Genomic DNA, 11,130 nt, shown 5'->3' with positions numbered 1-11,130 from the left:
CGGCAAAAAGAAGTACCAATAAAGCGACGATCACTAATCCTTCAATGATATTTTATCATCAAAAGATCAGTGATCGTCGTTTTCATGTTTCGGGGTGTGCGGCAGCACATGCACGTCTGGCCCACTCTCATTCACGCAAAATCTGCGCCCACCGGCGATAATCGGCCGCAAAGAAGCTGTCGTGGGCGTACACCAGATCCAGATCATGGCGGAGGTGGCCCGCCGGCAGTGGCAGGACCTTCAGTTGGCCGCTCGCCAGTTCCGTAGCCACCACCGAGCGGTACAAAAAGCTGATACCGGCGCCGCGCAGTAACAATTGGCGAATGGCGGCAGGATTATTGACGGTCACAATTTGGCGAAACTCACTGAGCGTCACGTTGGCGGCTTGGGCCAGACTGACTAAGATCTCGCGACTCCCCGACCCGGCCTCGCGGACCAGCAGCGGAGTGGCCGTCAAATCCGCCCAGTTGACCTGGGATTTCTGCGCCAGAGGGCTGTCGGCGGCGACCACCCCCACGAAGGGTTCCTCGCGCACGATTTGGTAATCGTACTGGGTCTTGTCAAAATTCCCTTCGATCAACGCAAAGTCACTGGTACCGTCGTCAATGGCTGCCAGTGCCGCCTGGGTATTGGTCACCTGACACGTCAGCGTGCGATAGTCCCCCTGTTCCTGGAGAGCTCGAATCAACTGCGGCGCCAAGAATTCGCTCAGCGACAGGGTCGTGCTAAAGGTCAGTTGGTGTTGGACCTGCGGGTGTTGCAGGCTCGTGACCACCCGGTTGGCCTGGACCTGGACCCGCCGCACGAAGGCCGCCAACTCCTGACCGGCGGGGGTAATCGTCAAATGCGGGCGCTGATAGTGGACCAATGCCACCTGCAGCTCCGATTCCAGGCTCTTGATCTGCTGGGTGACGGCCGGTTGCGTGATAAACAGTTGGCGCGCCGTTTGGGTATACGACTTGGTCTGGGTGAGGACCAATAGCGTTTGGTAGCGGTTATCAAGCATTGTTTCCACTCCTTATAAGCTCATTTTATAGTGTCATTAAATATCCCAATTTTAACTTATAATCGTTTTCCAGTAAACTAGAGCTTGCTTAAGAAAGATTGAGGAGGAAATTCACGATGGATATTCGAACGACGATGGCGACCCGCAGCTTCTGGGGGGCCGCGGGCCTGACGCTGGTGTGTGCGGTGGCCGGAAGCGAACTGGCGCAACTGCCCTATTTGAACCTGGTCGGCGCATTGGTCATTGCCCTGTTACTGGGCATGGCGCTACAATTGGCGCCCCGCGCGGTCAACGCCAACCGCGCCGGCATTGGCTTCATCAGCAATAAATTCTTACGATTAGGCATTATTCTATTAGGCTTCAAACTCAACTTGATTCAACTGGCCCAAGCCGGGGTCAAGACCATCACCCTGGCCGCCGTGGTGGTCACGGGGATGGTCCTGTTGACCTACAACCTCAGCCGCAAGCTGGGCGTCGACCGCGAGTTGGCCATCCTGACCGCCACCGGGACCAGCATCTGTGGGGCCGCCGCGGTCATGGGCGTGTCACCGCAGATCAAGGTCAGCGCCGACAAGGCCGAACGACAACGGGAAAATGAAGTCCTGGCCGTGGCCATCGTCGCCATCTTGGGAACGGTCTTCACCCTGATTGAAATTGGCTTGAAGCCCCTGCTCCACCTGACAGCCGTTCAATTTGGCGTCATGACCGGGGGCTCCCTGCACGAAATCGCCCATGCCGTGGCCGCCGGAAGTGCTGGCGGTCCAGTCAGCCTGGACACCGCTATCATCACCAAACTGTCGCGGGTCCTCTTGTTGGCCCCGGCCGCGCTGATCATCGGCTGGTGGTACCAAAAGCAAACGGCGAACACGACCACGACGACCGGTCCCGCCAAGCTGCCGATTCCGTGGTTCATGGCCGGTTTCCTGCTGACTAGCATCATCGGCACCTGGCTGCCGCTGGGCGACGCCACGTTGGCTGGTCTGGTCAAGTTGGCCTACATCTTCTTGGGAATGGCCATGGCCGCACTGGGGATGAGCGTAAACTTCCGCGTCATCTTCCAACGCGGCGGCAACGCCTTCTTGGCTGCGACGCTGTCTTCCGTGGTGTTACTGACGGGCGTGACGTTGGCTAGCAAGTTCTTCTTTTAACATTTAATGTCACAAAATAGGCTACCGACCGGGTTAATCTTGAGTCGGTAGCCTATTTTACTGGTTTGTATCTGATTTTTTCTTTAATTCTTACCAATCGGTACACGCTGGTGTAACACTCCCGAAGAAGCCCGTCACCTCTTTATCAAAAAAACAATTGCCAAACAATTGCGACCGGCAACATCCCCCTTTGAACTTTTCCCATCATCCACGTGTCTGATGGGAATCCGGAGTAGCCGCGATTACCAGGCATTCAGTAACGTTCAAGCGGGACTGAATTGGTTAATTGGGTAGCTTTGTTTCGCTGTCCTACACCTATAGATGGCACAAAAAATATGACGTTTATCTTTATTTAGTAAAATATCATTAGACTTATATTAATTATTTAATAAGTGTTACTTTATACTTCGCCAAAGTATTTGTGATACACTCTATGCAAACATGAGCACCTAACTTCGCACGGAAACTAATCGTCATCCCAAACACATCAAGTGAAGATTAGGTACTCTCCAAAAATCAACTGGATAATTGCACAACGCCAGCTATATCCATCGGAAGTGGGGAAGAGTAGTGTCTCAAAAAGTGAAAATGGTTGTCCTATAGGCTAAGTACTTTAGAATCACTCAGGACAAAGAACTCTTACACAGTACATTATCGGTCAGTGAGCGAGCAAACTTGCTGATTTTAAAGCTAAACTATAAAGGAAACAAAGTTAATTTTGCCTTACCATGGCGTTCAAACGTTCCAACTAGTTCCAAAATTTCATCACTAGTTTTTCCATTGCCAGCAACCAGCAAAACTACTGCGAGTCATCGCGCCTGCCTAGATTTCAGAAAAATGTGTCCCCTTCCCAAATCATCTGACCTCTATCAAAAATATCACCTTAACAACAGTAACGACATGATCACTGTACTCTATATCCAAAAAAATCTTGCTCAAATTATCAAACAAGCACAAACTTACCTTCATGATTATGAAAATAATGCCATTCGTAGCAATTGGCTTGTCGATATAGACGGTGATTTAAACAAATTAAAAACAGCCGGGTACTAATCCCGACTGCTTTTTGGGTAATATTCTAAACTAACGTCCCGTCACCCTCGGAGACATAATCAACATCTATAATATACATGAATCCTACTAAGATGTAAACCATCTCGCATTGACAGCTATCCCCCTAGACCGATTCACCGTCTACAACCGCAACAAGTGCTGGAACGTCCCGCTATCATACATAATGTACAGCCCAATCAAGATGTACACTGCTACCGTGATGTAACGCCCCTCGCGCTCTAAGACGTCGGATACCTTGGGCAGGCAGGCCAGGCGATAGCCAATTTCCCAGAAAATGACCACCATCACGGCAAATGTCAACAGAATCAGTGGAATCGTGTTGGGCGCCACCGTGGTGAAGATGGGTACGTAAATGCCGACATTATCGGCCCCACAGGTTGCCATGGTGATCAGCGCCACCTGCCCGATCAGGCGCTTGGGATTGGCGACCTTGGCCGCAATGGCGTCCGTATCGTCATCATCCCCCTGCACCCACAGCTTGATACCCAAATAAATCGGAATCAGTCCCAAGAAGCCCAGTAGCCATGGCGCCGGCACGAAGCCCAGGAAAAAGGCGATCAATAGCGAGCTACCGACTAACACGATGGTTCCTAAAAAGTCGCCAATCAAGACCAACCAGCGGTCCTGATGCTTTACGCGGGCGAAGATTACCATTAAAATAATTAAGTAGTCTAATCCGGTGGAAATGTACGCCGTGACCCCGGTTAGAATCGTTTTCATCATGATGTCATCCCCTCATACATGTTATCTATAACATATGTTATCACGTTCATATGAAAGGAGCAAGCTTTTTCATGTCGGATAGTCCCCAACCAGTCACCTTAATCCAAGAGCCTGCGCTAGTCGCGTCGCAGGACATCTTTAAATTATTAAGCAATACCACGCGACTGCAAATTCTCTATTTGTTAGAACAGCGCGAACTGAACGTCGGTGAGCTCAGCGCCCTGCTCGACGTGGAGCAATCCGTGGTCTCCCACCAACTGGCCCTGCTGAAGAAAGAACAGCTGGTGACCTCCCGGCGTGCGGGTAAGCAAAACTTTTATCAACTGGACGACCCCCACATTTTGGACATCGTCAATGAGACTTTGGCCCACGTGGATCACGTCTTGCGCGGGAAAAAGCACGGCGAGTAGTTCACACTGGCCGCCTACAGCTCGCCCAATATGGGTTGGAACGCGGTGGGCGGACCGGTCGAGCCAAAGAACGGTCTCGCCCTCGCTTTGAGCCGAAAACCTCGTCTCAAAGACGCCAGTTGCCTAAGCGACGTGAACCATGTCGCTAAGGCAACTCCCACGGCTGAACCCATATTTGGCGAACTTCCGGCTACGGTAGTGTTTGCTCATAACAAGCTGTCTTAACTCCAGGTAGTAGCTGCATTGACGATTAGTCTTTAATCAACACAGCATTGCTGATAAGCGTCAACTTACCGGAGGCTCTCAAGTGAATCGGAAGACGGCTTTTCAGACTGGAAGTGTTCCGCAGAGCAGGCCCCCTGTTTCACCAATTTTAGGTGTCAGAACACCGCTGTTACAACAATCACGCGTTAATTTTAAACCTTTAGTTTTTGCTAGAAAAAAAGGAAGACCATCAGTCTCTTCAACCAGACTGACCAGTCTTCCTTTTTGATTTTCAGATATTCAACGTGTCGCGCTCAAGAACGGTGCGCTCGCCAGCGAACCGCCCGTTGGCTACGCGAGTTACATCTTCATCCCCATCTTTTCGTAGGAGCTCATCCCGGGGAGCTTCAAGTCCTTCACGTCGATGCCCCGCTCTTCAGCGACCGCGTTCATCAACGTGTCCATGTCCATCAGCTTGTACGTTTGTGGGTGGTCCGGATCGTACGCTTCGATCTGCGCCATCATCCCACCATCTTCATGTTCAATGATGTGACAATGGTACATGTAAACGCCAGTGTGCTCGAACCAGACCTTGATGCGAACCGTTTCGCCAGGGTTGACGCCGACCGTATCCTTCAGGCCGTGTTCGTTGGCGTACGGTTCATGGCCGTTACGCGACAGGACTAAGAATTGCGTGCCGTGCATGTGGAATGGGTGAACCATGCCGCCGTCCATGTCGTTGGTGTTGGTAATGTCCCAGAGTTCAACGTTGCCGACCTTTTGCCGGGCGTCGATCCGTTGCATTTCAAACTTCTTGCCGTCGATCATGACCTGTTCGTCCATCCCGGACATGACGACCTTGCGCACTGGCGTATTTGGTGTCACATCGGGGTTCGGGATGTCTACCAAATGGTCAGGCAAGGTGACGTCGTCCGCGTCAAAGTCGTGGACCCGGAAACGAACCAACGGCACGTCATCGCTGTACAGGGTGACCGTGTGGCCCGGCGTGACCTTGCCGAAGTCCACGATGACCTCGGCGCGTTCCGCACAGGTCAACATCAAGTGGGTAAATTCGACCGGTTCCGGCATCACACCGCCGTCAGAAGCCACTTGGGTAAATGGTAGGTCGTCACTAAAGTGCAGCCGCCATTCACGCCGGTTGGCACCGTCCAAGATCCGCAGCCGCACGCGTTGGGTCGTGACGTCAAAGTAAGGATTGATGGTCCCGTTGATCATTGGCGTGGGTCCTTGGACCCCGTCCGGATCATAATCCGCTTCATAATCCCATTGGTTGTCTTCGTGGAAACGCCGGTCTTGCAAGACCAACGGAATGTCGTCGACCCCATAGTTACGGGGGAATGGCAATTTAGCTTCCACGTCATCGGTGACCAGCGCCAAGCCAGCCAGGCCGTGCCAAACTTGTTCCGCCGTTGATGGGCACGGATGTGCGTGCAACCATAGCGTTGCGGCCGGTTGGTCGACCTTGAAGTCGATGTGGCGGGTCTTCCCGGGATAAACGGGCGCGTGGCAACCGCCATCCGTGTAAGGCCCGGGAACGTTTAAACCGTGCCAGTGGAACGTGGTCAATTCGGGCAAGCTGTTCTTCAGATCAATATGCATGGTCTTGCCGCGTTTGAAGACCACCGTTTGGCCCAGCAAAGAGCCGTTGTAGCCCCAGGTCTTGGTCTTCTTGCCCGGTAACAATTGGGTCTCGCCGGCCTGCGCTTCGACCGTGTAATAGGTGTCCGTCGCCGTTTCCTTGTCCGGCTTCAGTAGTGGCGGAATCCGCAACGGCTGTTGTGGCGTCTTGGGTTCCTCCAGTGGTACATAGCCCCCATCGTGAGTGTTATATGCCGCTTCATCAAAGAAATAATCAGTGTGAATTGATTTTGTCATTTTTCAGGCTCCTCTTCGATTGATTAAAGCAAGTGTCTCCGCCTCCATGATACCGCATTCACGTGGGGAGAAAAAGGGTTAGTCTAGACCAACCACCATCATTTTCCTAAACAAGTAGAAAAAATTCCCGTTACTTCGTTCCCGCCATACCAACGTTTATCAGCCGTCATCCTTAAGTATTCTCAATAAAGGGGTTACAAATCTGCCGCGAATTTCGTTAGTAAAAGTAGGACGTGAACGTAGGACTAACGCCTTGACTGGAAGTCAGTTGACGGGTTAACCGCCATCAGGGCCAAGCGTTCTCTGGCACGCACACTGGTAGCCGAATCATCCAGACCCGGGATTATCCGCTGAAGGTTGAACCAAAAATTAACGCGTTGATTGCCGTAGTAACGGTGTTCTGACACCAAAAATTAGTGAAACCAGGTACCTGCGTCAGCCAGAGTTGACGGCTATCAGTAACACTGTGTTAATTAAAAACTAGTTGTCAATGCAGCTACTATCTGGGGTTAAGACGACCATTACTGGTATGCACTACCTTAGCCGAGAGTTCGCCAAATATGGGTTCAGCCGTGGGAGTTGCCTTAGCGGCGCGATTCATGCCGCTTAGGCAACTGGCGTCTTTGAGACGTGGTCTGCGGCTCAAAGCGAGGTGTCGAGACCGTCCTTTGGCTCGACCCGTCCGCCCCAGCGTTCCAACCCATATTTGGCGAACGGTAGGCGACCAGTTCGCATGATGTGGCTGTAACCGACTATTTTTAACGCCATGAATCGCATGATCACAATAGTTTCAGCTGATTTCCGTCTTTCAACCTTTTGTTATCCGCCTAGCACCGTTAATGCTCGCCAGTTAACCGCCTGGTGGCACACGCTTTTTCCTACCGATCAGTCCGGGCGCGCAGTGCGTAGAGGATGGTGACGGTGTCGACGACTTCTTGGAAGACCGCACCGATGATGGCTGGAATCACGCCGAAGCTGGCGATCAGCATCAACACCGTACAGATGACGATCCCAATCATCACGGCTTGCCGGGCCACGCGCATGGTGTCGTGGGCAATCTTGCGGGCCGCACTGACGCGGGTCAGATCATCCTTTAACACCACCGCATCCGCCGACTCGCTGGCCGCCGTGGCGCCGTGTGCACCCATGGCGATGCCGACATCGGCCGTGGCCAAAGATGGTGCGTCGTTGATGCCGTCGCCGACCATGGCGACCGGTCGTTGCGTCGCGGGGAGCTTTGCCAGCACCTGAATCTTATCGGCTGGCAAGCATTCGGCGTGAATCTGGTCGATGCCGACCTCACCGGCAATCTGTTCGGCAATCGGTTGACGGTCCCCGGAAATCATCAATAGATTGTCCACCCCCAGACGGTGCAACGTCGTCATGGTTTCGGCAGCTTCGGGCCGCACCTGGTCACTAAAGCTGACGTAGCCTTGATAAATGCCCGCCGCCGAGACGTACACCGCCGTTTGGTCCGGCTGGTCGACGGTCTGGTCGGTCACAAAACTGGCCTTCCCCGCCCGCACGACTTGGCCTTTGATCTGGGCCGCAACGCCTTGAGCCGTGGTCTCCTTCACGTCCGTGGCTGGCAATAAAGGTTCCGAATTGGCCGCGACCAACGATTGCGCCAACACGTGGCCCGAGTGCTGTTCCGCACTGGCCGCCAATTGGAGCAGCGTGGCCGGGGTCACCGCGGAAACCGGCACGACCTGGTCGACCACCAATTTGCCTTGGGTAATCGTCCCGGTCTTGTCAAAGGCAAACGTCTTGACCTGCGCCAATTTTTCCAGCGTGGTCCCGGTCTTGACGATGATGCCGTTCCGACTGGCCCGACTCATCCCCGAGATCAACGCGATGGGCGCCGCCAAAATCAGCGGACACGGCGAGGCCACGACCAGCACTTCCGCAAACCGCACGGGGTCATTTGCTACGTACCAGGCGATACCGGCAATCACGTAGGCCAGCAGGGTAAACGGCACAGCATACCGGTCGGCCATCCGCACGAATTTGGCCGGCTGTTCTTCGGCTTGTTTGACCAGACGAACGATGTTTTGGTACTGACTGTTGTCGGCGGTCTGGTCGGCCGTCAGGTAAACGGACGCCTCGCCGTTGACGCTCCCGGACATCACCGTGTCGCCGACCTGCTTGTCGATGGGCCGTGCTTCCCCAGTCAGTGACGACTCATTGACGGTGGTCGGCCCCGTGGCCAGCGTACCATCGACGGGCATGACCTCACCGGGTTTGACCAGCAACCGGTCCCCCACTTCAACCGTGTGAATGGCCACGTCGGTAATCGTCTCTCCGGCCACCTTGTGGGCCGACTGAGGCGAATTGTTCAGGAGTTCCTGTAGCTCACTGTTGGCGCGGCGGGCGGCAAAGTCCTCTAACGCATCGCCCCCGGTCAGCATGAGTAACACGATCAGCGCCGCCCAGTACTCACCGACAGCCAGCGTGGCAATCACCGCGGTAATCGCCAACAGGTCGACCCCAAATTTACCGGACCGCAACGTTTTGACCATGTCGATGAACATCAACAGTGCCAGCAAAATCCCCAGTCCCGTAATCAGGAGCTGAGCAATGCCCGCTTGGTGCGCGCCAAATTGGAGCACCAAGGCCAAGGCCCCTAAGATGATGACGAACCAGAATCGTTTATACTCACGCAGCTGTTGCATGAAATCCCCTCCCCGGTGAATTTTTTCTTCTAAGTTGAGTATAGCAGAGCTTGTGATTTTTGCCACATTAGGCGGCTTAACAGTACTGCTGGTGGGGATGAAAAAAGGTATTGAACCTGTTGCAGCTCCGTTCCCTAGCGTGAATTATGCCGAAAGATTCAGAAATCATAGCGCTTATTCGCCGGAGCGGTTCATGCGCGCGGTCCCGAGCGAATAACTGGTCACGTCCTTAGTGCGCAGCCTGAGTAGCAAAAAAGTCAGCGACCAGACGGTTTCCCGTCCAGTTCACTGACTCGCTTAATGCCTTGGCAAATTCATTTCACTTAAAAGCGCCGGCGAATCCAAGCGCCACCGAGCGTGACCAGTAAGGCCGTAACGCCCATCAGACTGGCCGTGGTGGCGTTGGCCTCACGCGTCTGCGGCAACTTGGTGTTGTGCGTGGTCGTGGTGCCAGCCGTTTGGGTCGCCGTGGCTGGAGCGACGCGCTTGGCTTTGGCAGCTGCCTTGGCCTTGGCCGCAGCGGCTTTCTTTGCGGCAGCCTTTTTAGCCGCCTTTTCCTTAGCCGCCTGGTTCTGATTGGCGTCCTTGTTGGCGTCCTTGTCGGCTTCCTTAGCGGCCTCTTCCTTGGCTTCTTCCTCTTCACGGGCGGCTTCTTCTTCGTCCGTTTCGGTTCCGCCATCAACGTCGATGGTCCCGGTATCTTCATCCGGGTCCTCTTCGTCGGTCTCGTTCACGTCGCCGCTCCCGGAACCGCTGTTGCCGTTAGACGAGGAAACGCTCCCGTTGGCTTGTTCGGAGTATTTACCGTCACCGGTACCGCCGCCCCAACTCATGACGGCTTTATTTCTAAATTTATACCCGGAGTTCGTCAACGTCTCGTCCGTAATCTTGGTGTAGTAATCAATGGCAATCAGGTTGGAAACGGTGTCGGTAAACTTCACATCGAAGCCAGTGCTGCCATTGTATGTAACGTTATAATCCGTGCCTTCCGTCAAGGCTGGCTTTTCGCGTTGATACTGAGTCTTGCTGGTCCAGTGGGCATTGCTGACGGTGAGACCCTCGATCAGTTCCTGGTTGTCGCCAATGATGTCGACGACCTTCAAGTTCTCCAGATCAACTTCTTGGCGGTTGACCAGGATCGTCCACTTGATGGTCCCGTTGTCTTGAATGACGCCCTTCTTCGACAGGTTGGCCTCGTCCTTGACGATGTTGATGGTCGAGGTACTGCTGCCACCGTTTTCCAGTGGGAAGACCACGTTTTGTTCGCCGTAGTCGTCACCCCGGTATTTGGTCGCCAGGTTCAGCGTCAGCTTGTCGTTGGTCTTGCCCTCCAGCGCGCCGTTCATGGTGATGACCACGCCGGTGTCGGAAACGACCGCCTTGCCAATCACCGTGCCGTCCTGGTCGATCACGTCAAACGTATCCCCGGGCGTCTTGCCCCGCAAATTGGCGGGAAAGTCCAGGGTGATGGTGTCGCCATCGTGAATCGGTGTGTTGCCAAAGTTCAAGTTGTACTGAATGTCGATGGTATCCACGTGCTTGAAATCTGGGCCGTTCGTGACACTGGCAGACGTGGTAAAGTCAGCCCCGTTGTGGGTGGTGGCCGCCTTTGCCGGTGTTGCCGCTTGGCTGACCACCAATACAACGACTAAACTAAGCAAGCCAATCAGCAGTCGCCAAACTTTACTATTTTTAAGCAAAAAAATCCCCTCCCGTAACATTTACGTAATTTGAGTATACGCGCCTGGCCACCCCCTTGACAACCGGTGTCGCCCAACTTTTTAAATAAGTTAGCCGGTTAACGACTTTATCCGTTTTGACGTAAAATTGGTGCCTGTTCTGGCTATTTTCAGGATCGCTGTAGCTAGGTTGCTGGCAAAAGTACATTCGGGCAGTCTGAGCAATTTGGGAAGCAGGCTCGCGAATTTAACCTTGAACTGTAACGCAATGAAATTGACCAACACGCACTTGGATGAATGGGTGACGTCGCCCTTAAA

Annotated in this window: 8 protein-coding genes; 3 read left to right on the top strand and 5 right to left on the bottom strand. The window is 53.7% G+C overall.

Going from position 1 to position 11,130, the window contains the following annotated elements:
- Positions 1–127 precede the first annotated feature (127 nt).
- Positions 128–1,006 carry a LysR family transcriptional regulator gene (locus tag EGT51_RS03215; RefSeq protein WP_135367366.1) on the bottom strand — a complete coding sequence of 293 codons (879 nt, stop codon included), beginning with the start codon at positions 1,004–1,006 and terminating at the stop codon, positions 128–130.
- A gap of 116 nt (positions 1,007–1,122) precedes the next feature.
- On the opposite strand from EGT51_RS03215, the gene EGT51_RS03210 reads away from it, so the two are divergent.
- Both EGT51_RS03210 and EGT51_RS03205 read left to right on the top strand, forming a co-directional pair.
- A complete protein-coding gene (locus EGT51_RS03210) occupies positions 1,123–2,154 on the top strand; it encodes a YeiH family protein (protein ID WP_135367365.1) in 1,032 nt (343 codons plus the stop codon).
- A gap of 675 nt (positions 2,155–2,829) precedes the next feature.
- On the top strand, positions 2,830–3,207 hold the full coding sequence (locus EGT51_RS03205) for a hypothetical protein (protein WP_135367364.1): 378 nt from the start codon (positions 2,830–2,832) through the stop codon (positions 3,205–3,207).
- A 141-nt stretch (positions 3,208–3,348) separates the two neighbouring features.
- On the opposite strand, the gene EGT51_RS03200 is transcribed toward EGT51_RS03205, so the two are convergent.
- Positions 3,349–3,951, bottom strand: coding sequence for a CadD family cadmium resistance transporter (locus EGT51_RS03200; protein WP_135367363.1), 603 nt, complete (start codon positions 3,949–3,951; stop codon positions 3,349–3,351).
- Positions 3,952–4,022: 71 nt separating this feature from the next.
- Between EGT51_RS03200 and EGT51_RS03195 the strand changes: the two genes are divergently transcribed.
- Positions 4,023–4,361 (top strand): ArsR/SmtB family transcription factor, encoded by a 339-nt coding sequence (locus tag EGT51_RS03195; protein WP_135367362.1) that lies wholly within the window; start codon positions 4,023–4,025, stop codon positions 4,359–4,361.
- 564 nt (positions 4,362–4,925) lie between these two features.
- Here EGT51_RS03195 and EGT51_RS03190 read toward each other — a convergent pair.
- The 3 genes from EGT51_RS03190 to EGT51_RS03180 form a co-directional block, all read right to left on the bottom strand.
- On the bottom strand, positions 4,926–6,461 hold the full coding sequence (locus tag EGT51_RS03190; protein ID WP_135367361.1) for a multicopper oxidase family protein: 1,536 nt from the start codon (positions 6,459–6,461) through the stop codon (positions 4,926–4,928).
- A gap of 878 nt (positions 6,462–7,339) precedes the next feature.
- Positions 7,340–9,133: a heavy metal translocating P-type ATPase gene (locus EGT51_RS03185; protein WP_135367360.1), complete on the bottom strand. Its 1,794-nt coding sequence runs from the start codon at positions 9,131–9,133 to the stop codon at positions 7,340–7,342.
- A gap of 323 nt (positions 9,134–9,456) precedes the next feature.
- Positions 9,457–10,833, bottom strand: a complete 1,377-nt coding sequence (locus tag EGT51_RS03180; protein ID WP_135367359.1) for a collagen binding domain-containing protein — start codon at positions 10,831–10,833, stop codon at positions 9,457–9,459.
- Positions 10,834–11,130 lie beyond the last annotated feature (297 nt).

Origin of the sequence: Levilactobacillus suantsaiihabitans (genome assembly GCF_004745505.1) — a bacterium.
Lineage (GTDB): Bacteria > Bacillota > Bacilli > Lactobacillales > Lactobacillaceae > Levilactobacillus > Levilactobacillus suantsaiihabitans.
The sequence above is the reverse complement of the archived record's forward strand: the minus strand, read 5'-3'. Positions and strand labels throughout refer to the sequence as shown.

What these genes read in the sequence shown, in the direction of transcription:
- EGT51_RS03210 (WP_135367365.1), top strand. Translation starts at nt 1,123, where the DNA reads ATGGATATTCGAACGACGATGGCGACCCGCAGCTTCTGGGGGGCCGCG.
- EGT51_RS03185 (WP_135367360.1), bottom strand. Translation starts at nt 9,133, where the DNA reads ATGCAACAGCTGCGTGAGTATAAACGATTCTGGTTCGTCATCATCTTA.
- EGT51_RS03195 (WP_135367362.1), top strand. Translation starts at nt 4,023, where the DNA reads ATGTCGGATAGTCCCCAACCAGTCACCTTAATCCAAGAGCCTGCGCTA.
- EGT51_RS03190 (WP_135367361.1), bottom strand. Translation starts at nt 6,461, where the DNA reads ATGACAAAATCAATTCACACTGATTATTTCTTTGATGAAGCGGCATAT.
- EGT51_RS03200 (WP_135367363.1), bottom strand. Translation starts at nt 3,951, where the DNA reads ATGATGAAAACGATTCTAACCGGGGTCACGGCGTACATTTCCACCGGA.
- EGT51_RS03215 (WP_135367366.1), bottom strand. Translation starts at nt 1,006, where the DNA reads ATGCTTGATAACCGCTACCAAACGCTATTGGTCCTCACCCAGACCAAG.